The organism is Kitasatospora sp. NPDC058243 (genome assembly GCF_042882025.1).
GTDB lineage: Bacteria > Actinomycetota > Actinomycetes > Streptomycetales > Streptomycetaceae > Kitasatospora.
The window spans coordinates 250472-274226 of sequence record NZ_JBHVWW010000001.1 but is presented as its reverse complement, the minus strand read 5'-3'; the positions used below and the strand labels follow the sequence as shown (position 1 = coordinate 274226).

Genomic DNA, 23755 nt, shown 5'->3' with positions numbered 1-23755 from the left:
AGGTGCGGCGCTGGGCCGCTGGTGGGACTTGGCCCCGCCCGGGGGTGGGGACGCAGCTTCGCACGTGTCGGCCGAGCGGTGTCGGCCGGGTCGGCGCCGGCTACAGGACGGCGGGGGCGAGTTCGTCGGTGTGCGGGTGCTCCTGGTCGGTGTCGGCCATGCGGCGGTCGGGGCGGCGCGCGAGCAGGTAGGCGAGGCCGGCGAGGGTGACGGTGCCGACGCCGAGCGGTGCCGCCCAGATCTGGTACCAGGGTGCTCCGGCCGGGGCGAGGATGGTGCGCGGCCAGCATATGTTGACCAGTTCGAAGCCGGTCCACAGCACCGCGAGGACGTTGAGCGGGGTGCCGAGGCGTCCGTAGCCGACCGCGCCGGCGGGCTTCCAGGTGCCGCGCAGGCGGGCGATGAGGGCGACGAGGGCGAGCAGGAAGAACGGCACGAAGATGGCGGCGCTGCCGAAGGTGATCAGGCTGCCGATGGCCGAGGTGTTCAGGCCGAGCACCAGTGCGGCGCAGCTGACCACCGTGGCCGCGACGAGGCCGCCGATCGGCGCCTTGTGCCGGTTGACCTTGCGGACGTGGCGGGAGAACGGGAAGACGTCGTCGCGGGCGAGGGAGTAGAGGCCGCGGGCGGCGCCGCCCTGGGAGGCCATCAGGCAGGCGGTGAAGCTGATCAGGACGACGAGGACGAAGGGCTTCTCGGCCCAGCCGCCGAAGGCGTGGGTGACGGCGGTGGTGACCGGGTCGAGGTCCTTGGCCGCGACGACGGCGGCGGGGTCGGGGTGGGCGAGCTCGACGGAGACCGCGTTGAGGATGACGACGAGTCCGACGCTGAGCAGCGACCACCACATCGCCTTGGGGACCTGTCGAGCGGCGTCCTTGGTCTCCTCGGCGGTCGACACACAGGCGTCGAAGCCCATGAAGGCCCAGCCGGCGACGGCCACGGCGGCGAGCAGGGCGCCGGTGTCGCTGATGCCCAGCCCCTTCGGCGCGTTCAGGAAGTCGGTGAGCAGGGAGAAGCCGTGCTGCCGGAAGAAGCCCCACGACCGGGGAGGCGACGGCGAAGCCCATGGAGATGTTTCCGAGCACGCTCAGGCTGCGCCGCAGCTCCTGCTGGTAGCCGAGCGCGGCCAGCCGGTCGGCATCGGTCGGGGTGTTCTCGGCCACGGGCTGCGCCCTCCAGATAAAACTAACTTTGTTAGCAACTGCTGTCGGTCTGGCACGATAGCCCCCGGACACGGAGAGCGGAAGAGGGGAATTTTCGGTGGGCCGACCTACCAAGGCACTGCTGACCCGCGAGCGGATCGCGCTCGCCGCGCTCCAGGTGGTGGACGAGGACGGCCCCGACGGCCTGACCATGCGAGCACTGGCGGAGCGGCTCGGGGTCAAGGCGGCCTCGCTCTACAACCACATCCAGAGCAAGGACGCGCTGGTCGACACGGTCTCCGAGCTGGTCAACGACGAGATCGACCACACGCCGCTGGGCGATCCCGACTGGCGGGCCGGCCTCGCGGCGTACGCGCGCGGCTACCGCGCGGTCTTCCTGAGGCACCCGAACGCCATCGCCCTGCTCGCCCGCCGCCGCGTCGAAGCAGCCAGCGCGCTGCGCGGCTACGACGCGCTGCTCGCCCTCCTCGGCCGGGCCGGTCTCGGCCCCGCGGACGCGGCGGAGGTCGCCGCCGCGCTGGACTACCTGGTACTCGGCTCCGCGATGGAGACCTTCACGGCCGGCTTCACCCGGGCACCGGCCGCATACCGGCCGGAGTACCCGGCGCTCGCGGACGCCCTGGACGGCTCCTTCGCCCGCGGCGGTGGTGCTACGGGCCTCGACGACCGCGGGTTCGAGCTGGGGCTCGGTCTGTTGCTCGACGGCGTGGAGCGTCGGACACCGTAGGGCCGGGGCGGGTCGTCGCGTCCCCCGGGAGGGGAGTGAGGCTCCCGATCGCCGGGCAAGCCCGACTTCGCCACAGCGACCACACCCCGGGCGTTGCGGCCACTGGTGCTGCGCCGGGCAGGTGAAGAAACCACCCGTCAGGCTTGGATTCGGGCCGGCGCAGGTACGTGGTCCTGCTGTCCGTGCCGTCTGCCGACATCGAGGTTCCCGTGTCATCTGTCCGACGGTTGCGGCCGCGCCCGCCGCACGTCCTGTCCGCGCTGCTGGCGGTGGTGCTCGGTGCGGGCGCTGCCGCGCTGACCGTTCCGGCCCCGGCCGCCTCCGCGGGGACACCGAGGCCCGGTCACGCCCAGTCGGTTGCGGAACCGGAGACCAAAGCAGCCAAGGCGGCTGAGCCCAAGCCACGGGGAGCCGGCACTCAGCGTCCGATCGGCCCGGGCCCGGTGGTCGACCTGCTGGCGCACGGCAACCTCACGATGGCCTCCAACTCGGTGCTGACCTGCGACGACAGCGACGGCACGGTCTGCTCGGACACCGAGGGCTCGAACAACGGGCGGACCAAGTTCATCAAGGTCGACCCGAACGCGCCGGGCCCCAACGCCGCCTCCGCGCAACTGCTGCTGCCGGCCGGGGCGAACGTCCTCTCCGCCCGCCTGTACTGGCAGTTCAACCCGACCGGGACCAGCACCAACGGCACCTCCGGGGACATCAACAAGGGCAACCAGGTCTTCTGGAAGGTCCCGGGCGCGAGCGGCTACCAGCAGGTGACCGCCGACACCTACGACTGGTTCGACCAGAAAGTCGGCGGGAACCCGCCCGAGCCGCTGCTGGCCGGCGGGGCGGTCAAGGACGTGACCGCCGAGGTCAAGGCGGCCGGCCCCGGCAGCTACACCGTCGCCGACATCCAGGCGTGCAGCGGACGCTCCTCCGCGCAGAACTACGGTGGCAACAACGTGGGTTGCTGGGGCGGCTGGTCACTCGTCGTCGCGTACGAGGACCAGGCCGAGCCGCTGCGCTACCTCCAGGTCTGGGACGGCTACCAGCTGCTGCGCGACCCGGACAACTCGACCACGCTGACGCTCGGCGGCATCCGCACCCCCGCCACCACGGCCCCGCGCGCCACCATGGGGATCACCGTCGGCGACGGCGACGCGCCGATCGCCGGGGACACCCTGGCCGTCGGCTCCACGCCGGAGAACCTGACCCTCCTGCCGATGCCCGGCCCCAACGGGGTCGGCACCGACAACGCGTTCACCAGCCGGATCGACCACGTCGCCGCGGACGGCACCGGGACCAACATCACCACCCGCGACCCCGACCCGATCAACAACTACGGCTACGACGCCCGGATGATCGACGTGACCGGCAAGATCCCGGCCGGCAGCGAGCAGGCCCTGGTCCGGATCAGCGGCGCCGGCGACGCCCTGGAACCGCAGGCGGCCTGGCTCGCCCTCGACGCCCTCGAACCCGACCTGCGGATCACCAAGGCCAACACCCCGCCCGGCAGCCCCGACGACAACCCGCCCGGTCTGGTCGGCCCCGGCGAGACCATCACCTACACCTTCGCGGTGACCAACCGCCGCCAGGACGGCAGCAGCACGGACCTCGACACCGCGACCGACGTCACCGTGACCGACACGATCCCGGCCGGCACCACCTTCGTCCCCGCCTCCAACCCCGCCTGCCGGGCCAGCGGACAGACCGTCACCTGCACCGTCCCCGACCTGCCCCCGGGCGCCGAGGCCGACGTCGCCTTCCAGGTCACCGTCGACGCCTCGGCCGCCGTCGGCACCCACCTCGACGACACCGCCACCCTCCACTTCCAGGGCAGCCAGACCCAGCGGGCCCAGGAGCGCACCAGCAACACCGTCCGCAACACCGTCGCCGCGGTACCCGCCTACACCATCACCAAGACGGCCGACCCCGGCACGGCCAAGCCCGGTGACACCGTCCACTACCGGATCCAGGTCACCAACACCAGCCAGACGGACGCCCCCGGGGTCACCCTCACCGACGACCTGTCGGGCGTGCTGAACTCCGCCGCGTACAACAACGACGCCACTGCCGACCGCGGGCAGGTCCAGTCCGTCGGGACCACGCTGACCTGGAGCGGGGACCTGCCCGTCGGCGCCACCGCGACCATCAACTACTCCGTCACCGTGCGCTCCCCGCTGGCCGCAGACGCGGTCCTGCGCAACACCGTCTCCTCCGACACCTTCGGGAACAACTGCCGCCCCGGCTCCACCGACGCGCACTGCCGCGCCGAGGTGCCGGTGACCGTGCCGAGCCCGAGTCCCAGCCCGAGCCCGACGTCCTCGCCGAGCCCCGGCCCGACCACCAGCCCCAGCCCGGCGCCCAGCTCGATCCCGACCCACACCCCTCCGCCCGGACACGGCGGCCAACTCCCTGATACGGGCAGCAACATGGGCCGGGTCCTGCCCTTCGTCGGCTTCGCCGCGCTCGGCACCGTCGCGGCGGGCGCGCTCCTGCTGCTGAGGAGCCGCCGCACCCGCTGAGCCCCGCACCCGCTGAGCCCCGTAGCCGCACGACCCCACGGCCGCACCCACGCCCCCCGCGTGGGTGCGGCCTCGTACTGCCGGACGGCGCCGGACGGACCGGGGAGTGAAGGGCCGGCCGAGCCTGCTCGCCGACGCGGCGGCCCACCGGAAGGACTGAGACACGCACCCCGCCTACAGGGCGTCCTGCGCGCCGGGGTCCAGAGTGAGTTCGCCGTCGCCGGAGTCGTAGTCGAACAGCTCGGCGTAGCGGCCCCAGTCGATGGCGGTGTCCAGCTGGCGGCGCGCGTCCTCGGCGGAGAAACCGCGCCGCAGCAGGTCGAGGAACAACCCTTCGCGCAAGGTGTGACCGTCGGTGGCGGCCAGGGCCTGGACGATGGCCCGCACGAGCGGGGCGCGGCTGGCGGCGTGGTGGGCGAAGAGCTGCTTGCTGGTGAGGATGTCGGCGGCGGCGAACTCGCGGCCGGCGTCGGTGACGCGGATGCGGGGGCCCTCCGTGCGCGCGAGGTCGAGCAGCTCGGCGGCGTCGACCAGGGGTAGCAGGTCGTCGATCTCGAAGTTGAGTTCGTCGGCGATCTCCGCCAGGCCGTCCTCGCCGCCGCGGGCGACGAGGATTTCCAGCAGGCCCGCCAGCCCGCCGACGCTGACCTCCGGCAGCGGCGTGCTGGTCGGGGTCGGGGCGGGCCGCTCGGCACCACCGGTCGTCGCAGGCTCTACCGCGGCGACGGCAGCATCCTCCCGGCCGGTGAGGATGCCGTAGACGGTGTCGACGATGGATTCGAAGTGCGGGTCCTGGCGGTTGCGGGGGCGGGGCAGGTCGACGCGCAGTTCGGCCTGGATGCGGCCGGGGTTGGCGGCCAGCACCAGGATGCGGTCGGCCAGCAGGACGGCTTCCTCGATGTTGTGGGTGACGATCAGGATCGACTTGACCGGCGCCTCATGCCCTTCCCACAGGCCGACCAGCTCGTTGCGCAGGTTCTCGGCGGTCAGCACGTCCAGAGCGGAGAACGGCTCGTCCATCAGCAGCGCGTCCGGTTCGACGACCAGGGCGCGGGCGAAGCCGACGCGCTGGCGCATGCCACCGGACAGTTCCTTGGGGTAGGCGGACTCGAAGCCGTCCAGACCGATCAGGTCGATCGCCTTCAGCGCCCGCTCGCGCCGCTCCTGTTCACCGACGCCCTGGGCGTGCAGGCCCAGTTCGACGTTCTGCTGCACGGTGAGCCAGGGCAGCAGGGCGAAGGACTGGAAGACCATCGACACACCCGGGTTGGCACCGGTCAGCGGCTCGCCCCGGTAGGCGACGGTGCCCGAGGACGGGGCGATCAGCCCGGCGATGCACCGCAGCAGGGTCGACTTGCCGGAGCCGGACTTGCCCAGCAGCGCGACGATCTCGCCCTCCGCCAGGTGGAAGCCGATGTCGTCCAGGACAGGCAGCTCCCGGCCGTCGGGGGTGGTGAACGTCTTGGTCACCCGCTCGGCCCGCACGATCGTGGCGCCGGTCGGGCGGGGGCCGGGGGTGCGCGGGTGGTCGGTGGTCACGGGTCCTGCCTCGCTCGCTGGTACGAAAGGTCAGAGGGAGTAGCGGGTCTCGGCGATGCGGTAGAGGCGGCGCCAGAACAGCCGGTTGAGGGCGACGACGTACAGGCTCATCACCACGATGCCGACCAGGATCTTCGGGAAGTCCCCGGTGGCGGTGGCCTGGGTGATGTAGGAGCCGAGGCCGGTGGCGGTCAGCGTGTGGGAGCCGTAGGTCACGACCTCCGCGACGATGGAGGCGTTCCACGCTCCGCCGGCCGCCGTGATCCCGCCGGTGACGTAGGAGGGGAAGATCGCGGGCAGGATGAAGGTGCGCCACTTCAGTCTCCCGCCGACGTGGAAGGTGGTCATCGCCTCGCGCAGGTCGGTGGGGATGGCCGAGGCGCCGGCGATCACGTTGAACAGGATGTACCACTGCGCGCCCAGCGCCATCAGCAGGATCGCGCCGACGTTCAGCGAGATGCCCAGCGCGACGAACGCGGCGGTGGCGAACGGGAAGACGAAGTTCGCCGGGAAGCTCGCCAGGACCTGCACCACGGGCTGGGCGAAGCGGGTCACCCGCGGGTTCATGCCGATCCACACGCCGATCGGCACCCACACCACCGTCGCGAACGCGATCAGGACGATCACCCGGCTGAAGGTCGCCGCTCCCAGGGCCAGCGCGTGTCCGAACTCCGCGAGCCCCACGGTGGATCTGACGTAGGCGAACGCCTTCCACGCCCCGAAGAGCACCAGCACGCTGACCGCACCGGCGAAGAACACGTCCCCCGTCCGCTCGCGCGCCGCCGACCCGCCGATCGGGTGCTCGGCCAGCCCGAACGGCCGGCTCGCCCGCTCCAGCGCGCGGCCGATCGGCAGCAACGGGCGGCCGAGCCGTTCGGGGACGCTCGAGCGGCGCAACAGATCGAGCACCAGACTGCGGGGGCGCTCGGCGGCTTCCGACTCCTCCACCCGGAACCGCTCCGACCACGCGACCATGGGCCGCCAGAACAGCACGTTCACGCCCATCACCATGACCACCATCACGGCGATCGCGATGCCGACCTGACCCAGGTCGCCGGCGGCGATGGCCGCCGCGGCGTAGGACCCCATGCCGGGCAGCGCGTAGCGGTGGTTGAGGACGCTGATGGTCTCGGAGGCGGCGAGGAAGAACCAGGCGCCGCCGAAGCTCATCATGCCGTTCCACACCAGCGGGATCATCCCGGAGGGCACGTCGAGCTGCCAGAACCGCTGCCACTTCGTCAGCCGCATCACCCGCGCGGCCTCGTCCAGCTCCTTGGGCTGGGAGACGAGGGAGTAGTAGAAGGCGAAGGTCATGTTCCAGGCCATCGCGGTGAAGATCGCGAAGATCGAGGCGCACTCCAGGCCCAGGATCGAACCGGGGAACAGGGCGATGAACGCGGTCACCGTCACCGACAGGAAGCCCAGCACCGGCACGGACTGCAGGATGTCCAGCACTGGCAGCAGCACTTTGTCCGCCCGCCGGAGCCGCGCCGCGGCGGTGGCGTACACGAAGGTGAACACCACCGACGCCACCAGCGCCGCGAACATCCGTACCAGCGAGCGCACCGCGTAGTACGGCAGGTTCGCCGGGTCCGTCGACACCGTGTCAGGAGCCGTGCTGGGCAGGAACGGCGCGTTCAGCGACGGGGCGAGCCGCAGCAGGCCGTACAGGAACGCGACCAGTGCCACGACCACCAGCACGTCCACCCACCGGAATGCCGGCCGCCGCCACACCCCCCGCGAGGGGAACCCGCCCGGACCCGCCACCTGGCCTCCCGTGTCGCCGTCGGCTCGCTGCCTCGGCCAGGAAACCATGCCCGGGAAACTCCGGACGAGTCCCCGCCGAGCGACACGCGAACATGCACCGACAGAAGATCCAGAGCAGCCGCGGGGCCGGGCACCCGGTCCACACGTACGCCGCCGGGGCCGCGGCCGACAGGGAGTAGGGAAGCCCTTCGGGTGTGGAATCTGACGGCTGAGCGGCCAACCGACACAATCCGCTGACCTGCGGCTGTCTCCAGGCTGCGGCGTGGCCGTTCCCGGATGCCACAAGATCAATTCCCCGCACAGGGGTATGGCCGTGGCGGATGCGACGGCAAGCTACGGCGAGGTCGGGCTGCCAGGAGCGCGTACATCCCGTACGTGGCTTCCCCGGCGCGGCCGGAGGCTCAGTGCGTCCGGCGGCCGGACGGAACATGGCACTTCTGCACCGGCGACATCTGGGGCACCACCCTGGTCCTCAGGGCGTGTGGGGTGTCACGGTGGCGGCCGGGCCGGTGGCTGGCGGTGCGTGCCGGGGCGTCCGGTTCGGAGAAGGGCTGTGCGGCTGTGGCCCGGACACGGCCTGCCCGCGGTACCTGCGGGGCGGGTGTGTCCGGGCCCGGGTCGCCGGTGGTGTCAGCGGCAGTCGGTCTCGATGTTGAAGCTCGTGACGGAGCGGATGGCGTCGCTGTAGGAGGGGCCGAGCTGACCGAAGTTGCGGTCCACGGTGGTGCCGCCGCAGCGCAGCTGCTCCGTGAACATGCTCTCCTGCCAGCCGGACCCCTTCTCCTGGCGCAGGCCCTGGTGGTAATCCACGGAGGGGTTGGTGCCGCCGGCGTACCAGGTCACGCGCCCTTCGACGTTCCAAGTCGCCACCTCGTCCCGGGAGGCCGCGTACCAGATGCCGGCATAGTCCTTGGACATGCTCTTCCGGGTGTCGGTGATCAGGCCCCAGGTGCCGTTGTCGCGGACCTTGAGACAGGTGCGGATCTCGACGTAGGTGCGCTTCTGCGGGCCGTACTTCTGGAGCCACTTCGAGCAGTACATGCCGGCCTTGACCTGGTCGGGGTAGGCGGCCCGCGGCTGGGTGGCGGCGGCCGCAGGGGAGGCGGCCGCAGGGGAGGCGGCCGGGGCGGCGAGCAGCGCGGCTGCGGCGGCGGCGCCGAGAAGGGCGGACAGGCGGGGCGGGGCGAACACGGGTGTCTCCTGGTGTGTGCGGGGTGCGGATTTCGGTGCGGGTGCGGGGGTTTCCGCGGCCGGGCCCGGTGTGCTCAGGTGGTGGCGTGCTGGGCGCCGTCGTCGCCGGGGTTGTCGTCCTCGCCGGGGTCGACGGCGGCGGGTCCGGCGGGCAGCGGGGTGCAGCCCGACGTGGTGATGTCGGTGATCTCGGGGTCGTCCTGGTCGGCGGCCACGGTGCTCTGGACGCTTTCGCAGGTCCAGCTCTGGCCGGTGTAGAAGGAGTGGACGGTGGCGGGGCCGGTGTAGTCGGCGGGGCCGTCCAGGCAGGCGGACGCCTCGGCGAGGCCGTCGTCCTCGACCATGGTGAAGCAGTCGAAGACGACGTCCTCCTCCGCGGGGGCGGCGTGGGCGGTGGCGGGTCCGCAGGCCAGGGCCAGGGCGAGGGCGGCGAGGGCGAGTGCCGTCCGGTTGGGGCGGGCGGTACGGGGCACGGGGGTTCACCTTCGGTCGTGGAGGGGGTTGCGGGAGTCGGGCCGTGGGCGGCCGGGCCTGGCGGGTGCCCGCACCGGCCCGTCCGGCGGCCTGCTCGGGCCCTCCGGACAGGACGGCCACGCACGGTTCTCCCATACCGGAAACGTCGCAGGAGGCACGGGACACGTACGGGGCCGCAGGTTCACCCGCACGACCGATGAGCGAGGACGCTGCGGGGCCCGGCGGCGGTGCCTCGGTCGGGGCGACGGCCCGCCGGTACGCGGGCGGTCGATGCGCGGTCGGGCCTCCCGGGGCCCGCCCGGCGCGACCTGGCCCGTTCCCGGCGCTCCACGTCCGGGAACACCGCTGCTCGCCGTCGAGCGGGCCCCGCTCCTCGACCCCGACACCACCGGCGCCCCCCGCACCGGCGCCCGCGGTGCCGCCTCGCGGGTTACCCACGACGGCCACATCCGGGTGTGCGGCGCCTGTGCCCTGGACGAAGCCGTCCGCGACGCCTTTGGCCAGGCTCCGATCCCGCCCACCGACTGGCCCCTCAAGGGCCATGTCAACCAGGCCTGGTGACCGCCACTCACGACGAGGGGCCCTCGCCTTCGGCCGGCTTGGGTCGAGGAAGGGCCGCGTTCTGTCCTGGCCCGAAAGTGCCCATCGACGCGGACACCGGTCCGGGCCGGGCTCCGGTGTCGGTCGGTGTTGGTCTCGTGGGGTGCATTCGGCAGAAGGTCCTGCCGGTGCTGGGGCCGGCCGGTGGAACCGGGGGTGTGACGGATGTCGGGGACCGGGAGACGCCCGCCGCCTTGTGGCGGGCCGCGGATCTGACGTCGGCCTACCTCACCCTCGACGCTGCCGCGGTGGAGGGCTGCCTCGCCGGCCTGGGTGCCGACGCGCCGGAGCGCTTGCCGGCCTGGCTTGGTCCTGAGGTCGTTGACGTTGAGGTAGCCCGCTGCTCACCCCTGCGCAGCAGCTGACCCGTCGTCCGGCCGGAGCCGTCGGCGGTGAGGGGCCGTACGGCTCAGGTCGACCTGCCCTCCGCCGGGTGACACGCCGTGCCCGGCAGTGGAGCAGCGCCGACCATGCCTGCAGCGGGGGAGGGCCCCCCGCGTTCAGGAGGTCTCCATGCGCTCCCGCGCCATTGCCGCACTCGCCGCTTTCGGCTTCGCGCTCACCGCGCAGATCGGCACCACTGCCGCCGCCTCTGCCCTGCCGGCCGACGAAGGGCAGTCCCGGCACTCCGGCAGCCGCGCCGGCGAGGTCGGCCCGTTCGGGCTGATCCCGGTCAACGCCCTCAACGATGTGAACGTGAGTCCGAACCTCGGGTGCCTCGGCCAGAATCTCGGCAAGAACCTCACCGCGCAGTCGTTGATCGGCCTCGTCCCGGTGGGCGTCACCGCGCCCGAACTGCTCGCCGACGGGCTGGACCTCGACCTCCCGTCCAACGGGAACGGCCACAAGCACATCACCGACAACTCGTGCACGGCCCACCAGCAGGCGGCCGGTCCTGCATCCTGAGGCGTGCGGGCCCAGCGCCCGCCGGCGGGCGGATCGGCAGTTCGTCGCAGAGCGGGCGGGGAGTTCGGGCAGGGCAGGGCCGGGCCGGGTCGTCGCAGGCCGCCGCGCCGCCGGCAGCCGCCCGGCCCCTCGGCCCGAACCTGCGTGGGCCCGCTGGGGGCGTGGCCCTGCAGCTCGGCGGTGCGCGGCAGCGTCGCCGTCCACGGGTGGACGACTTTCCGTTGACGGTCCGCCGGTGGGGGATCCGATCGGCACCTGACCGCGTGGTGCCGATCGAGGTTCGGCGTGTGCGCCCGTGTCGGGCGCCGCCACCGGGAGCGGGGCTTGATCGACGCCTGCCAATCACACGGGCGGACGGCGCCCCCCTCGTACGCGGCATCCCCTGCCGACAGGAACGGCACGAACCGTCGCCGGCGGCGCCCGCCCGTGGCCGGGCGCCGCCACCGTCCCGCCCGGGTGCACAGCAGCTACGTGCGGCGGTTGGACGACAGTGCGGCGGGCGGGCGTCGGGTGGTGGTCGAGTTACGGGTCCGCCGGTTCCGCTGCCGTGAACGAGCTTGCCCCGGGCCACGTTCGTCGAGCAGGCGGCGGGGCTGACCTTCCGTCACGGGCGGCGGAGCCAGGGTCTGCAGACCGCGCTGCAGCAGCTCGCCCTGGCCCTGGCCGGCCAGGCCGGCTCCCGTCTGGCCGAGACCTTCGCGGTCCCGGTGAGCCGTTCCACGCTCCTGCGGCTGATAGGCGCCCTGCCGGATCCGGCGCGCGCGGTGCCGCGCGTCCTGGGTATCGACGAGTTCATGATCGCGGCTCCGGTGACCCTCCGTGGCTCTGGCACGGAAAGTGATCCAGAACCCGCGTTCGACCGTCGCCGAGACCACCGCCGACCTGCCTGCTGGGCGGCTTTCTCGACCGGGCCGGGGGTTTGCGCGGGGGCGCGCAGCCGAGGCTGCTGTCACGAGAGTGGCACCCCGCACCTGTAGTACCGCTGGTGAGTAGCCGTCCGGTGCTGTCGTGGTCCTGGCGCCCGACCCGGGGCGTTCCTCTGTGGCTGCCGGATGGCCTGTTGCCCGGTATGGCGTGGGGCTGTGGTCTTCACCGGGCCGGTGCGTCGTCTTCCGGGGGCCATGGCCTCGTTGGGCGAGAGGGAACGGCGGGTCCGCTGCCGGTCTGGGGTCTTTTCGTCATCGTTCGAAGATGTCGTTGACGAAGCTCTTGAGGATCGCGAGGGATCTGCCGGCGGCGCGGGTGTTGCCGACATTGTCCAATGCTGTGACGGTGGCGTTCAGGGTTTGGGCGACGGCGATTTCCTGCGGGACCGGGAAGGGTTCGTTCGCGCAGTCCCCTGCCGCAGCGGTGAGGTCCGCCGTGACCTTGTTGTCGTCGGTGAGAGCGGTGCCCGCGTCGCCGGCGGTGTTGGCGGCTTCTGCGGCGGCGATATCGACTTGTGCGGTGGCGATGTCGCTCTGGCAGGCGGGGGCGGTCAGGCGAACGGCTGCGGCGTGGGCGGTGGTGGCGCCCATGAGCGGCGCCAGGGTGAGAACCGCGGCCACGGCTACGTATCGGAGCGGGGGGTAGGGCATCGGCGGTCTCCATTCTTGAACCGTGCACAGGGTGGCATGCCGACCAAACGATCAGCACATATGGTCACTTAACTGTCACCCTAGGCTATGGCTTGGGTGTTGGCCTGGGGGCTTGAGGGGCGCGCCCTTTGCCCGACCGGCGCGAACACCGTCGCCTACACCCGGGGTCACCGATCAGGCCCAACAGATCGACCTCTCCTTCACCGGCAACTCCACCACCTGCCTCTTCAACGGCCTCTCCGTTCACACCGTCAGCTTCAGCGGCACCGGGGCGGGCGCTCCCAGCTGCCTGGTCGGATCATCCACCGCCTCCGGCCCGCGATCGACGACAGCAAGGACACCAGCACCTTCACCGTCTCCTCCACCATCGACGTCGGCGGGGCCCGGTCGCCCCGGTCGCGGTGGCCACCGGCACTTTCACCTCCGGCAAGCTCGCCGGCGACAGCATCGCCGTCACCCTGGAACTCATCCCCGACAGCCCTCTGGGCTGTGTCAACGGACAAGGCGTCACCAGCACCACCGCCGGCGTCACCTTCACCGCCACCCGTCTCTGGTGCTCCGACCAGGAAGGCTGCGACTGCGAAGGTCCACCGGGTCGGGTAGCCGGAGGGATGCGCGCTTCCTGCCCCCTGGCTCCGCCGCCGAGTGGAAGTCCTCCCCGCTGTACGGCCCTGGTGTCCGATCGACAGCCCGTGGGCACGCACCGTCTTTCGCTGCTGGGCGTGCGCAGTGGGGCAGGTCCCGGCCGGGAAAGGGGTCCGCCGGATCCTTGCCTGACAACCTGGCGGAGACTGATACTCAAGGACGCGTTGCGGTACCTGCTGTTCCAGCTGTGGTCCCGTCCGCGGGGTTGGGCGGGCGGGACCGGGAGACGGCCGAGGGCATGGCTGGCCTTGGTATTGTCACCAGGTGAGCAGGACGTAGCCGGGGCCGCCTTGGGCTCCGGGGCTACCTGCCGTACCGGTGGTGCCGGGTTGCCCGGAGGCCTGGCTGCTCATGGTGCCGTTGCCGCCGTATCTGCCGGCCCCTCCGCAGCCCGTGTTGCCGTTGCCGCCTTCGTCGGCGGCGGTCGGCATACCGCCGACCTGGCCGGGCGCGCCGACGAGACCGTCGGCTTCCCGCACCGTACCGCCTCCCGAGCAGAACGTGATGCAGGTCGTCTCGCCGGGCAGTTACCCGCGCCGCCGGGACGGGAAGCCCCGCCTGGCCCAGGCCTCCGGAACCCCCGCTCTTGGAGGGAATCTGACCTGCCTGTCAAAGACGGTAGGTCAGCAGCGAGAGCTACTCGTGCCTCGGGAAGCCGGGAGCCCGTCGCTCTGCCAGGCGGGGATGCTGAACGGAAAATCGAGCCTCAGCCGGGCAGGCGGCAGCGTCCGTTGCGCGTGAGCGGAACGGACGAGCGCGTGAGCAGGTCGGTCAGGCTGTGGGTGCGAGGGTGACCTGGTGGCCGAGGGCTTGGAGCTGGCGGGACGAGGTCTCGGGTCTTGCGGGCGGTGTTCAGGTGGCGTTGGTGCCAGTCCGCGCCGTGGTCCTGGTAGCGGGCGTCGGGGTCGTTGATGAGGTGCCAGGCTATGACGAGGATCGAGCGGGCGACGGCGACCAGCGCCTTGGCGTGGCCTCGTCGTTCGAGGCGCGGACCATGCCGCGCTCGGCGAGCTTGGCCAGCCACACGGCGTCCAACCGGTCGGTCTTCGGGCGCCCTGGGACGTTCTTCACCTCGCGGGCGTTGACCAGCCAGTACTTCAAGCCCCGGGCCTCCAGCAGGTAGAAGAAGGTCTTCCAGTAGCTGTCGGTCGCCTCCGTCACCACCCGCTGAACGCCGTGGATCCGCAGCCGGTCGCCGAGCTCCAGGACCGCGTTGGTCGTCGACGCCACCGTCCAGACCTCCTGGACCCGCCGACCTTCGCGCTCCTCGTGCGGCAGCCGCATGCACACCACCCCGGACGCCTTGGCGATGTCGATCGCCGCGACCCGGGCCACCGCCCCGTCGGCCAGGTCCTCCCTCGTCTCCTCCACGGTCATCCTCCCCTCGTACGCAGTTCTGGGACGGGGCTGTCCGGTAGGCCAGAGGGAGGCGGAGAAGCTGAACGGCGTGCTCGAGACGACAGTGCGTGGTCCCTCGGGCGGCCCCCTCACCAGACTCCTATGCGGGCTCAACAGCCCAAAGATCGTGCGGTGTCGGCGGACAGCCCCCAGACCGATTTTCACGCCCGCGAGGCGTCATCCGCAGGTGAACGGCTGACTACGAAGTCACGCAAGCCCGACCGGCCACGCGCCGGACGGTCGCCCGGTCGGCCGACGATTCCCCACAAGGACAACCGAAGGGTCAGTCAGGCGAAGGGTCAGACCTCCGGGCGATGCCATGGTCAATCCTCATTGTCAGGCGAAGGCGGTCTCGGCGGTGAGGGTGGAGTTGGTGATGGGCGTGCCGGTTCCGAGGAGGACGTCGATGCAGTTGTCCAGGATGGGCTGGTCGCTGTCGATGTTCAGCAAGGCGGTCAGTTTCTCGCTGGCCAGGCGTGTCGAGCCGTCGGTGACGGTGGCGGTGAGGGTGCCGGCTCCGTCGACCTGGGTGATGGCGATGCCGGTGAGCGTGCTGGTGGCCTGGCCGCCGTCTTTCAGGTTCCAGGTGAAGGCGGCCGTGGAGCCCTGGGCGAGTACGGCGGGTGTCGCGGGGTTGCAGCTGAGCGCGGTGAACTTGAGGGTGGCGCTGACGGTTCCACTGACGATGGTGCTGTCGCCGGTCTGCGAGTCCAGGCAGGTGCCCGCGGTTCCCCCGATGGTCACGGTGGTCGGCGGGGCCTGGGCCGACAGCGGCGGGCTGAAGGCGACGGCGGCGTTCACCGTGCACGTGAGGGTCTCCGTGGCCGCCGCGGGTGCGGCATCGGCGGCCGGCGCCGCAGCGGTGCACAACACCGTGAGAGCGGCGGCCACGGACAGAGCTGATCGGGAGGCGGGCATCATGGCTCGGCCTTTCTGGTCCGGGGATGATCGGGATGCACATGCGGGGCTGAGGTCCGCCGTGGTCTGGCCACCGGCCTTCGGCGTCTTCGGACGGCCTCGCCTGGAACCTCGTGAAGAGGGCGGCGGGACGCGCGATGCATGGTTCGTCACCATCCGCCGTGCCACTGAGGCTGAGGCTCGCACAGAGACGGCCGGAGGCTGGCAGCCGGCTGCCGGGGGCGTTCCGCTTTCCACCCGAACGGACGTGCCACCGGCGGAGGGCGCGCGGATCGGAAGTTCGCAGACGCCGGCTACGACGATCGTGTGACGTGCGTCCGGGCTCGTCATGCCTGATGAGGGGGGTGGCAGCCTGGCCACCGGCCACGATGGCGGGCTCCGCAGGGCCCCCGATCAGCGGGAGCACGTTCCGGGCGGGCATGTCGGCTCGACCGCACTGGTCCAGTGCACTGGCGACGGCGGCGTTGGCAAGCGCTCCGCCCGCTACCGGAACAGGTAGTTGGCCCGTCCGGTGTAGTACTCGGCGTGGGTCCCTTCGAGAGCGAGGAATGGTGCGTGCACTATCCCCACGAAGTCTGAGGGTGCGCCGCCGAATCATCCGGCCGCGACGGGAGCGACCTGTCAGTGTGCTGGCGATCCGGTGGCGCCCGGACACGAAGCGATACGGAGGAACACCTCGATGACATCCGTCCCGGCCCCGGCACGGCGCAGGTGGAGCAGAGCCTCGATGGCTGCCTGTGCCACCGTGCTGGCCGTCTGTGCCACCACCGTCGCCACCGGAACCGCCCCCGCCCACGCCACCACCGGTGTGCGCGAGTTCACCCAGAGCGCCACCTTCACCGTCCCCGCCGGTGCCACCGGCCTGCTGATCGACGCCTGGGGTGGTGGTGGCGGCGGCGCCGGCGGCGCCGCGCCCGTGACCGGTGGTGGGGGCGGGGGAGCCGGCGGATACGTCCACGGCGCGATCGACGTGCTCCCCCTGGAACAGGTCACCATCACCATCGGCGCCGGCGGTGCGGGCGGCGCGGCCAACACCGCGGGCTCCAGCGGCACCAGCACCACCATCGCGATCGGAACGACAGTACTGGCCACCGCCCGAGGCGGCGGCGGTGGCAGCCCGTCGAACGGAAACATCGGCGGCGCGATCGCCTTCGGCGGCGCGGGGGGAAGCGGCACCGCACCCGCCGAGACGGCCCTGGGCGGCGGTGGCTTCGTGCGTCCCGGTGGTGGTGGAGGCAACGCGGTCACCGCCAGCTACCCCAGCAGCAACTCTCCGGGGGGCGGGGGCGGCCAGCCCGCGAACACCGGCAGCTCCAACCCGGGCGACGCGGCGACCGGTGGGCAGGGCGGCAACTCCAGTTTTGGTGGCAACTCGCCCGGCGAGGAGGGAGCCTCGGGATACGCGCTCATCCACTGGTCGTTCTAGCCGCCCGACCAGGCCGAGCCGGCGCGGTGCTCAAAGCCGTCCCGGCACCCAAGGGCCGGCAAGCGGGACGCGCCGGGCGATGCGCCGTGAGTGTGAGTGCCTGACGCTGTCGGGGAATCCCCGACAGTGTCAGGCACTCACCGCACCGCCAGGCAGACGACCACAGCTGACCACCTGTCCGGGTCGCCGCACGGCCCGGCCGTCCTGGCCCTCGTGACGGCGGTGCCCCGTCTCGACTGCCTCCGACGGTGGCGGTGCCGGTCTACGTGCAGGCCCCCGGGTAGGGGTTGGGCTGTTGCCCGGTGAGGAGGGGGGTTGCGGTGGTGGCGGCCGCGTCGAGGGTGCGGTAGAGAGCGCGTGCCGCGGTGCCGGTTGTGGTCATCTTGGTGGCCGCGGTGAGTTGGCTGCCGGTCATCGGGTCGTGTCCCGCTTGGATGACGGACTGCACGCCGTCGGCGCCGAAGGCCTGCACGGTGCTTTCCAGGTCGAAGACCGGGATCGTGGAGGCGCCGAGCCCGGCGAGCATCCTGACGTCGTCGACCACGGTGTTCAGGTTGTTGTACGGCGGGACCCCGGTGTTGCCGATGGAGACCTGTCCTGCGGCGCCGAAGCGGTTCTGCATGTCGGTGAAGTAGGACGCCACGTAGCCCGATCCCAGGTCGATGCCGAAGGCGCGGTAGGCCTGCACGAAGTACTGGTCGTATCCCGGGGGCGGGAACGCCGTGATGTTGAGCGCGGCCTGCAGCGCGATGCTGGCGTTCTCGAGGTCGTCCAGCGCGTAGGGCACCGGCGAGCCCGCGATCCGCATGCCGTTCTGGTGCGCCCAGGCGATGGTGTCGGCATAGGTGCGGATCGCGGCGCACTGTGTGGCGGGGTTGAGGCTGTCGGCGGTCAGCAGGGCGTCGAAGCCGGTCAGGTCACCGCCGGTCAGCGCCTGGGCCACCGCCTGGTCGCCGATCGGGGACTCCAGATCCAGCACGGCCTGGGTGAACTGCAGGCTGTTCGCCGTCGACCAGTTGTGGAAGGCCTCGACGGCGTCCCGGACGAGGGCGGCGTTCTGCGAGGTGTCGAAGGTGCCCTCCGACAACGGCATGGTGATCCAGGCACTGACCGGGACACCCCGGGCGTTGGCCTGCCGGACGAGAGCGAGTCCGTCGGTGCGCTGGTTCTCCCCCGGCAGCGCGGGGCCGAAGTCCGAGCCGTAGATCAGGTCGAGGTAGAGCGGGCTGTTGCCGGTCGCCAGCGTGTTCCACACCGTGTCGGTGAACGCGCTGAGGTCCCGTGGACAGGTCAGCGGATCCGCCGCCACACAGGGCTGCACGTCCTGGCCCGCCCAGAATGCCACCTGCGCGCCGGGCGCCCGGACCCCGGTCGCGGCAACGGCACCGGCCGGCCGCGCGGCGGCTCCCGTGACCATGGAGCAGGCGAGCGCACTCGCCGCAGCGAGCACGAACGCCTTGACAGCCGGCCGCGACCTCGTCGTTGCCCTGTTCACAATCACCACCTCCTGCACGCATCGTATTGGCCCCGCTACAGAGCGGCGCGACTTGTGCACCTGATGCTTCACGGTCCGTGACGATGCGGCCAAGCGGCACCCGGTACTCGCAGGTGAGCTGGCGGACGGCCGCCGGCACCGGGCGGCGGCCGGCCGCGTCGGGCGTCCGGTCACCGTGAGGTCGGGGTGAGAGTGACGGGCCGCCGGCTCCTGAGACGGTGCCGTCCCCGATCGGGCACAGCTCCGGGCCGGTCCCGGTGAGGCCGCCGGTGTCCGAGACGCTCTCGGCGGTGGCGCCTCCGTGGAGGCCGCGGATCCGGCCCATGCGCTGGAGTACGAGGGAATCCGGCGGGCCGTCGCGAAGCCACCGGGATCCGGAGGAAGACGCCGCACGCCCCGCGCACTGGGCTCGTCGCGGATGGCGAGAGGTCGCCTCGGGTTCCCTCCGGCCACCGGCTCCCCCGCTTCCGGCACGCCACCGGCGACTGCGCGAACCGGATGGAGCAGCACGGGGCGCGCGGTGCCCTGGGGCGGTGTGCGATGGGTGGTGCAGCGGGCCCGGCCGCGGTGTGCGCTGCAAGTCGTGGCCTGTCGTTGCGATCGAAGGACTTTCTGCATGCGTGTGAATGTGAAGCTCACCGTGGTCGGTGTGGCAGCCGCCGGTTCCATCGTCCTGCTCGCTCCTGCTGCCGGTGCCGCCCCCCGCTCGCTGGCGCCGGGAGAAGCCGTGGTCAGTTGTGTCGACCGCGGCGCCGGCGGTCAGATGACCGGCGACAACCTGGCCGTCCTCACCCCCCTGGACGAAGAGGAGACGGAAGCGATCCCCGACGGGACGACCTTGCTGCACTGCACGAACAGCGCGCTCAGCACAGAGCCGGTGACGCTGTCCCTGTCCTCCCGGAATACCGGTGGAGCCCGCTCCGTCCGAACCACGCAGGCCACCCTCCAGCCCGGTGAAAGCGCTGACCTGGAACCGTCGTCCTCTGCCGCTAATTTCCTTGAACTTCTCGGAGTGACTGTTCCGTGATGACGTAGGCCCGATCTTTCGTGACGGTCCGCCCGTTCAACCGGCGGACCGTTTCGACGTGTTCGGAGTGGAGGCGGACGGGACGATAGCCGAGCAGCCGGGCGGGGATACCCGCGACCTCCGGGACGGCGCCGGCGGTCCGGACGCCGCGCCCGGCCGGCCGGGAACCGGCCTTTGGTGCGACCGGACTTGGACGACCCCGGTGGATCACCCCTGGCGCACCACGCAGCACAGCCTCCTGGGACCGGCGGGAACCCGGAGCGGCCGCGGTGCCGGGCCAGTCCGTCGGGAACGGGGCTGAAGAGACCTGCCCTGTGGAAGTACGCGTCCGGCTGTCTGCCGGGAGGGGCGGGCCGGTGTCGCGGGCCGGGCCGTTCGGCGTAGCACCGACTGCGCGTTTCCTCGGGCACGCGAAAGATGGTGCGTGCACTTCCCACAGAGGTCTGACAGTCCGCCATCGCCCCGGCCGGCTGGGCGCCACCTGCCCCGGCCCGGTAGCCCGGTGGTGTGCGGCCGCGAAGCGATACGGAGGAACACCTCGATGATATCCGTCCCGGCCCCGGCACGACGCCGGTGGAGCAGAGCCCCGATGGCCGCCTGTGCCACCGTGCTGGCCGTCTGCGCCACCACCGTCGCCACCGGCACCGCCCCCGCCCACGCCACTACCGGTGTGCGCGAGTTCACCCAGAGCGCCACCCTTACCGTCCCTGTCGGTGTGACCGGTCTGACGATCGACATCTGGGGAGGAGGAGGCGGCGGTGCGGGCGCCTCGTCTGCCACCTACAGGATCGGGGGTGGCGGCGGTGGAGCCGGTGGATACGTCCATGGCGCGATCGACGTGCTCCCCTTGCAGGAGGTCACCATCACTATCGGTGGCGGCGGTGCGGGCGGTGCTGGTGGTGCGGTCGGCGCGCTCGGTACCGCGGGCACGGCCGGCACCAATAGCGCCGTCGCGATCGGATCGACGGTGCTGGCGACCGCCGCGGGCGGCGGTGCGGGCGGCGCGCCAAACCCGAACCCCGGTTACGCCGGCGGTGGCGCAGGGGGCGGCGGTACCGCGCCCGCCGAGACGGCTCTGGGCGGGGGCGGCTTCGTACGCCCCGGTGGTGGCGGAGGCAGCAGCACGGCCCCAGTGAGCTTCCCCGACGTCGAATCACCGGGCGGCACGGGCGGTCTGCCCGCGAACATCGGAAGTTCCAACCCGGGCGACGCGGCGACCGGTGGAGCGGGCGGCACTTCCAGCTCCTACAACGGCAATGCCCCAGGCGAGGGGGGAAGCCCGGGGTACGCGATCGTCCACTGGTCGTTCTAGCCGTTCGGCCGCACAGGATGAGCCGGGACGGTGCTCGACGCCGTCCCGGCAGCCGGATGCCGGACGGTCACCGCCCGGTGCCGGGTGGTCGACCCGTTGACGCGCAACAGCGATGCGCACGGCTCGCGCGGCCGCACCGGCCCCGGACCGTACGTGAGAAGCAGTGTCAGAGCTCCGCGGATGCCCCGACTCCGACCAGCTACATTCCTGTACGCCCCCAGAGGTCGACCACCGAACGACGCCGGCGACCCCCGCACGCCCCGTACCCGACGGCAGCTTCGTCGGGTACGCACGGGCGCCCGCCAAGGGCCACCTGACGGGCCCACGGCACCTGCTCCGGCTCACGGAGCGAGCGACACAGCCAGTCGAACAGTTCCGGGACGGGCCCTGGGCCCGTCCTACCCAACGGGCCAAGAGCCCGCCCCCATCACAGACAAGGATCCTCCGCATGTCACGTATCCCGTTTCTGCGCCGCCTGGCCGTCCGTGCCCTGGCCGTCACGGTGATCACCGCCGGTGTGTGGCTTCCGGCCGCTCCGCAGGCTTCCGCCGCCGTGCTGGACGCGAGCTGCCTGACAGGCACGAACGCCGTCTCCTACACCCCGGGGATCACCGATCAGACCCAGCAGATCGGCCTCTCCTTCACCGGTAGCTCCACCTCCTGTGTCTTCAGCGACCTCTCCGTTCACACCGTCAGCTTCAGCGGTACCGGGGCGGGCAGCCTCAGCTGCCTGGTCGGATCGTTCACCGCCTCCGGCAACGCGCTCTGGGACGGCAAGGACACCAGCACCTTCACCGTCTCCTCCACCATCGACGTCGGCGGGGGCCTGGCCGCCCCGGTCGCGGTGGCCACCGGTACCTTCACCTCCGGCAAGTTCGCCGGCGACAGCATCGAGGTCACCCTGGAACTGATCCCCGACAACCCCCTGGGCTGCGTGGACGGGCAGGGCGTCACCAGCACCACCGGCGGCGTCACCTTCATCGCCACCCACTTCTGACCCCGGCGCGCGGGCTCTCCCCGGCCTCTGCGACGAGGCTCTGGTCCGGTGGCCGGGGCGGGCACAGGCAATACCCCGTGATGGTGTTCCTGCCACCGTCGGGCCGGCTCTCGCCATCTGCACTCCTCTCGCGGCTGCCTGTCAGCCCGATCCCGGAGAGCGGACCGGACGGCAGCTGGAGACGGTGTTGGGGCGGCCGGCGGCCACACCAACACCTACACGGTCGTGTGGCCTGTCACCAGGTGACCAGGATGTAGCCGGGGCCGCCGTTGCCACTGGCTGCGGGAGCGGTGCCGGCGGTGCCCGCGGTGCCGGCCTGGCTGCCGGGGCTGGGGTCGGGAGCACCACCGTGGCCTCCCGCACCCCCGGCGCCTCCCGCGCCGCCGGTTGCTCCGGTTCCGCCCTGTCCGGCGCCCGGGGGCAGGGTGACCGGCAGGGAGGCCGGGGGCGTGGGGGCCGCGCCGCCCGACCCGCCCGTGCCACCGGTTCCACCGGTGGTCGGCTGGCCGCCGTCGCCCACCCTGCCGCCGCTGCCGGTGCCGCCCGCTCTGGCCGAAATGCTGGAGGCCCCGGCGCCGCCCTGGTTTCCCGTGTTCCCCGAGAGCAGGACGGGATCGGCCCCCGTGCAGGCTGAGGCGAGGCCGCCGGCTGCTCCGCCGCCGCCGCTGCCTCCCGCTGCCGGCGTGCCGCCGGCCCCGCCGACGCCGCCGGTGCTGAGTTCGGCCCGCTCACCGCGCAGGCCCTCGCCGCCGCCCGCACCTCCACCACCGGAGCCGCCCACAGCACCGCCGAAGGCCTGCGCCCTCCCCTTGCTCGTCGCGGCGTAGACCACCGACTGCCCGCCGTTGTTGTTGTTGGTGAAGTCTCTGGTTCCCGCCCCGCCCGGAGAACCGTCGCGGCCGGGCTCGAACAGGCTGTCCGCCCTGCCACCGGACCCCGCACCGCCGCCGGTTCCCCCGCTGAGGATGCTTCCCGGCCTGCCGACGGTGACGTAGACCGGTTCTCCCGGCTTCACGGTGAGCGTGCAGGACACGAATGAGCCACTGCCGCCGCCACCACCCGCGCCACCACCCGCGCCACCGGCTCCGCCTCCACCACCGCCACCACCGGCGGGCCCCAGCGTGAAGCTCCCGCCACCGCCGCCGCCGCCACCGCCCCCACCACCGGCGGCGACACCCCCCGGGCCACCACCCGCCAGCACGTAGACCGTCAGCGACGTCACCCCTGCCGGGACGTAGAAACCGGTGTTGCCCGGCGTGGTGAACTCCTTCTGCCCGGAGACCTTCACCGCCCGCGCCGGCTCCTCAGAGGCGGCGGCCGGGGCCGGGAAGGCACCCGCCAGCATCACCAGTGCACCCAGCACCATCGGGGTGCCCACCGCCGCCCGCCGCAACCGCGCCGGTCCTGTACCTCGTTCAGTCACGTCAACGTCCTTTCATGAAGGGGAGAAGATGCCGGGGAGAACCCGCGCCAGCCGGCACGAATCAGCCCCGCCTCAGCGTTCAACAGGCTCGTTCGTGCCGCTACTGATGCCGCGCATACGCACTAACCGCCGCAGTCGCGCCCGCAAACGGTGTCCGATCCGCGCGGCTCCACGACGCCGGGCCGCCCCCTGGATGCCCGTCACGACGTGCGCCTCCCCAGTTGCCGGGGAGGGCCGCCGGTCCACAAGCGGGCGGATTGACGACCCTGGAGCCACTGCCGTGCGCGGTCATGATCAGCCCGGTGGCCACCGGGCTGGAGTGATCACGCCGCTTCCTTCGCCCGGGTCGGCGTCAGGCGGGTCGTCCGGCTGGGCTGCTTGCGGGTAAGGCACCGGGTCATCCGCGTGATCGCCGCCGATGTGATCAAGGATTCAACGTGCTGGATCAGCCTTTCGTGGTCCCTGGCGTGGCGGCGGGCGTGCATGATCCACTCGCTCCACGACCCAGCGACTGGGCAGGATGACGAACCCGACAGCGCTCTTGGGGCTGCTGACCGTCTTCACGGTCCCTACCGTTTCCAGGCCACCGAGGCCGAACGCCGGGCCGAGCCGACGTGCTGACAGGCGTGTGCCGGGTCTGCCACCGAACACGGC

20 protein-coding genes and 1 pseudogene are annotated in these 23755 nt (G+C 72.0%); 9 read left to right on the top strand and 12 right to left on the bottom strand.

What is annotated here, in order from left to right:
- Nucleotides 1-100: 100 nt before the first annotated feature.
- Nucleotides 101-976, bottom strand: a complete 876-nt coding sequence (locus tag ACFVX9_RS01130; protein WP_387979915.1) for an APC family permease — start codon at nucleotides 974-976, stop codon at nucleotides 101-103.
- Nucleotides 977-1260: 284 nt separating this feature from the next.
- On the opposite strand from ACFVX9_RS01130, the gene ACFVX9_RS01125 reads away from it, so the two are divergent.
- Together ACFVX9_RS01125 and ACFVX9_RS01120 are read left to right on the top strand one after the other, a co-directional pair.
- Nucleotides 1261-1890 carry a TetR/AcrR family transcriptional regulator gene (locus ACFVX9_RS01125; protein WP_380482977.1) on the top strand — a complete coding sequence of 210 codons (630 nt, stop codon included), beginning with the start codon at nucleotides 1261-1263 and terminating at the stop codon, nucleotides 1888-1890.
- Between the two features lie 209 nt (nucleotides 1891-2099).
- The gene (locus ACFVX9_RS01120) at nucleotides 2100-4406 is read left to right on the top strand and encodes an LPXTG cell wall anchor domain-containing protein (RefSeq protein WP_387979763.1); all 2307 of its coding nucleotides are present in this window, start codon (nucleotides 2100-2102) and stop codon (nucleotides 4404-4406) included.
- A gap of 174 nt (nucleotides 4407-4580) precedes the next feature.
- Here ACFVX9_RS01120 and ACFVX9_RS01115 read toward each other — a convergent pair whose 3' ends face one another.
- The 4 genes from ACFVX9_RS01115 to ACFVX9_RS01100 form a co-directional block, all read right to left on the bottom strand.
- On the bottom strand, nucleotides 4581-5945 hold the full coding sequence (locus tag ACFVX9_RS01115) for a nitrate/sulfonate/bicarbonate ABC transporter ATP-binding protein (RefSeq protein WP_380482973.1): 1365 nt from the start codon (nucleotides 5943-5945) through the stop codon (nucleotides 4581-4583).
- A 30-nt stretch (nucleotides 5946-5975) separates the two neighbouring features.
- Nucleotides 5976-7652 (bottom strand): ABC transporter permease, encoded by a 1677-nt coding sequence (locus ACFVX9_RS01110; protein WP_380482971.1) that lies wholly within the window; start codon nucleotides 7650-7652, stop codon nucleotides 5976-5978.
- Between the two features lie 690 nt (nucleotides 7653-8342).
- The gene (locus ACFVX9_RS01105; RefSeq protein ID WP_387979760.1) at nucleotides 8343-8903 is read right to left on the bottom strand and encodes a hypothetical protein; all 561 of its coding nucleotides are present in this window, start codon (nucleotides 8901-8903) and stop codon (nucleotides 8343-8345) included.
- A gap of 74 nt (nucleotides 8904-8977) precedes the next feature.
- Complete coding sequence (locus ACFVX9_RS01100; RefSeq protein WP_387979758.1) at nucleotides 8978-9376, bottom strand: hypothetical protein; 399 nt, start codon at nucleotides 9374-9376, stop codon at nucleotides 8978-8980.
- A gap of 271 nt (nucleotides 9377-9647) precedes the next feature.
- Here ACFVX9_RS01100 and ACFVX9_RS01095 point away from each other — a divergent pair, with 271 nt between their 5' ends.
- The 3 genes from ACFVX9_RS01095 (at nucleotide 9648) to ACFVX9_RS01085 (ending at nucleotide 11480) form a co-directional block, all read left to right on the top strand.
- Nucleotides 9648-9938, top strand: coding sequence for a hypothetical protein (locus ACFVX9_RS01095; protein ID WP_380482965.1), 291 nt, complete (start codon nucleotides 9648-9650; stop codon nucleotides 9936-9938).
- 552 nt (nucleotides 9939-10490) lie between these two features.
- A complete protein-coding gene (locus tag ACFVX9_RS01090) occupies nucleotides 10491-10883 on the top strand; it encodes a hypothetical protein (protein ID WP_380482963.1) in 393 nt (130 codons plus the stop codon).
- Between the two features lie 285 nt (nucleotides 10884-11168).
- The gene (locus ACFVX9_RS01085; RefSeq protein WP_380482961.1) at nucleotides 11169-11480 is read left to right on the top strand and encodes a transposase family protein; all 312 of its coding nucleotides are present in this window, start codon (nucleotides 11169-11171) and stop codon (nucleotides 11478-11480) included.
- 581 nt (nucleotides 11481-12061) lie between these two features.
- Here ACFVX9_RS01085 and ACFVX9_RS01080 read toward each other — a convergent pair.
- The 4 genes from ACFVX9_RS01080 to ACFVX9_RS01065 all read right to left on the bottom strand — a co-directional run bounded on the left by ACFVX9_RS01080 (nucleotide 12062) and on the right by ACFVX9_RS01065 (nucleotide 15394).
- Nucleotides 12062-12400: a hypothetical protein gene (locus ACFVX9_RS01080; RefSeq protein ID WP_387979755.1), complete on the bottom strand. Its 339-nt coding sequence runs from the start codon at nucleotides 12398-12400 to the stop codon at nucleotides 12062-12064.
- A 962-nt stretch (nucleotides 12401-13362) separates the two neighbouring features.
- On the bottom strand, nucleotides 13363-13584 hold the full coding sequence (locus ACFVX9_RS01075) for a hypothetical protein (protein WP_387979753.1): 222 nt from the start codon (nucleotides 13582-13584) through the stop codon (nucleotides 13363-13365).
- A 445-nt stretch (nucleotides 13585-14029) separates the two neighbouring features.
- Nucleotides 14030-14476 (bottom strand): transposase, encoded by a 447-nt coding sequence (locus ACFVX9_RS01070; RefSeq protein ID WP_380482954.1) that lies wholly within the window; start codon nucleotides 14474-14476, stop codon nucleotides 14030-14032.
- A gap of 363 nt (nucleotides 14477-14839) precedes the next feature.
- Complete coding sequence (locus ACFVX9_RS01065) at nucleotides 14840-15394, bottom strand: hypothetical protein (RefSeq protein WP_387979751.1); 555 nt, start codon at nucleotides 15392-15394, stop codon at nucleotides 14840-14842.
- 754 nt (nucleotides 15395-16148) lie between these two features.
- Between ACFVX9_RS01065 and ACFVX9_RS01060 the strand changes: the two genes are divergently transcribed.
- Nucleotides 16149-16847: a glycine-rich domain-containing protein gene (locus ACFVX9_RS01060; protein WP_387979749.1), complete on the top strand. Its 699-nt coding sequence runs from the start codon at nucleotides 16149-16151 to the stop codon at nucleotides 16845-16847.
- A gap of 262 nt (nucleotides 16848-17109) precedes the next feature.
- On the opposite strand, the gene ACFVX9_RS01055 is transcribed toward ACFVX9_RS01060, so the two are convergent.
- Nucleotides 17110-18342: a hypothetical protein gene (locus tag ACFVX9_RS01055; protein ID WP_387979747.1), complete on the bottom strand. Its 1233-nt coding sequence runs from the start codon at nucleotides 18340-18342 to the stop codon at nucleotides 17110-17112.
- Between the two features lie 616 nt (nucleotides 18343-18958).
- Here ACFVX9_RS01055 and ACFVX9_RS01050 point away from each other — a divergent pair.
- From ACFVX9_RS01050 to ACFVX9_RS01040, 3 genes are all read left to right on the top strand, one after another.
- The gene (locus ACFVX9_RS01050; RefSeq protein ID WP_387979745.1) at nucleotides 18959-19369 is read left to right on the top strand and encodes a hypothetical protein; all 411 of its coding nucleotides are present in this window, start codon (nucleotides 18959-18961) and stop codon (nucleotides 19367-19369) included.
- A 589-nt stretch (nucleotides 19370-19958) separates the two neighbouring features.
- Nucleotides 19959-20681 carry a glycine-rich domain-containing protein gene (locus ACFVX9_RS01045; protein ID WP_380482944.1) on the top strand — a complete coding sequence of 241 codons (723 nt, stop codon included), beginning with the start codon at nucleotides 19959-19961 and terminating at the stop codon, nucleotides 20679-20681.
- A 448-nt stretch (nucleotides 20682-21129) separates the two neighbouring features.
- Entirely contained in the window at nucleotides 21130-21678 is a 549-nt protein-coding gene (locus ACFVX9_RS01040; protein WP_380482942.1) for a hypothetical protein, read from the top strand.
- Nucleotides 21679-21913: 235 nt separating this feature from the next.
- Here ACFVX9_RS01040 and ACFVX9_RS01035 read toward each other — a convergent pair whose 3' ends face one another.
- Nucleotides 21914-23101: a hypothetical protein gene (locus ACFVX9_RS01035; RefSeq protein ID WP_380482940.1), complete on the bottom strand. Its 1188-nt coding sequence runs from the start codon at nucleotides 23099-23101 to the stop codon at nucleotides 21914-21916.
- Between the two features lie 368 nt (nucleotides 23102-23469).
- A pseudogene (locus tag ACFVX9_RS01030) lies at nucleotides 23470-23668 on the bottom strand (IS5/IS1182 family transposase); the annotation flags it as partial.
- Between the last annotated feature and the right edge of the window lie 87 nt (nucleotides 23669-23755).

Bases quoted from the DNA above. Each gene is read 5' to 3' on its own strand.
- ACFVX9_RS01095 (WP_380482965.1), top strand. From the start codon at position 9,648: ATGCGCGGTCGGGCCTCCCGGGGCCCGCCCGGCGCGACCTGGCCCGTT.
- ACFVX9_RS01090 (WP_380482963.1), top strand. From the start codon at position 10,491: ATGCGCTCCCGCGCCATTGCCGCACTCGCCGCTTTCGGCTTCGCGCTC.
- ACFVX9_RS01080 (WP_387979755.1), bottom strand. From the start codon at position 12,400: ATGGGCGCCACCACCGCCCACGCCGCAGCCGTTCGCCTGACCGCCCCC.
- ACFVX9_RS01060 (WP_387979749.1), top strand. From the start codon at position 16,149: ATGGCTGCCTGTGCCACCGTGCTGGCCGTCTGTGCCACCACCGTCGCC.
- ACFVX9_RS01050 (WP_387979745.1), top strand. From the start codon at position 18,959: ATGCGTGTGAATGTGAAGCTCACCGTGGTCGGTGTGGCAGCCGCCGGT.
- ACFVX9_RS01045 (WP_380482944.1), top strand. From the start codon at position 19,959: ATGGCCGCCTGTGCCACCGTGCTGGCCGTCTGCGCCACCACCGTCGCC.
- ACFVX9_RS01040 (WP_380482942.1), top strand. From the start codon at position 21,130: ATGTCACGTATCCCGTTTCTGCGCCGCCTGGCCGTCCGTGCCCTGGCC.